The 809-nt window shown below is 60.2% G+C and carries 1 protein-coding gene; it reads left to right on the top strand.

Annotated features, from left to right (window positions below):
* On the top strand, positions 1-809 hold an 809-nt coding region (locus tag KBY08_RS26245; protein WP_225651322.1), incomplete at both ends, for an AMP-binding protein.

The following is an 809-nucleotide window of genomic DNA, read 5'->3' as shown; positions in this document are numbered from 1 at the left end:
GTGCAGCCGGGTGACAGCGTGGCGATCCTGCTGGAACGCAGCCATGATTTGCTCGCCAGCCAGCTGGCAGTACTCAAATGCGCAGCGGTGTATGTACCGTTGGACGTTAACGCTCCGGTAGAGCGCCAGGCGTTCATGATCGAGGACAGTCAGGCGAGTGTCCTGCTGACTCTCAGTCAGATGTCGCTGACAACCAGCACTCAGCGCGTCGACCTTGACCGCCTGATGCTAAACGGCCTGGATAACGATGATCTGGCGCTTGCGCAGTCCAGCGAAAGCGTCGCCTACATCATGTACACCTCAGGCTCCACCGGCACGCCGAAGGGGGTGCTGGTGCCGCACCGGGCCATCAGCCGTCTGGCGATCAACAACGGCTATGCCGATTTCAATGCACAGGATCGCGTCGCATTTGCCTCCAACCCGGCCTTTGACGCCAGTACCCTGGATGTCTGGGCGCCGCTGCTCAATGGCGGCTGTGTGGTGGTGATCGGGCAGCACGATTTGCTCTCGCCACTGAATTTCCAGCGCCTGCTGCTGGAACAATCGGTAAGCGTACTGTGGATGACCGCCGGATTGTTCCATCAATACGCCACGGGTCTGGGCGAGGCTTTTTCGCGCCTGCGCTACCTGATTGTCGGCGGCGATGTGCTGGACCCGGCAGTGATTGCACGGGTGCTGGCGAACAATGCGCCGCAACATCTGCTCAACGGTTATGGTCCGACAGAAGCCACGACATTCTCCGCCACCTACGAGATTGTGTCGGTCGACAATGGCTCGATCCCTATCGGCAAACCGGTGGGCAACACTCG

It is taken from the genome of Pseudomonas sp. P135 (assembly GCF_020312125.1).
In the GTDB taxonomy this organism is placed as follows: Bacteria; Pseudomonadota; Gammaproteobacteria; order Pseudomonadales; family Pseudomonadaceae; genus Aquipseudomonas; species Aquipseudomonas fragariae.
Note: the sequence above shows the minus strand (reverse complement) of the source record. Positions and strands in the feature narration are given on the sequence as shown.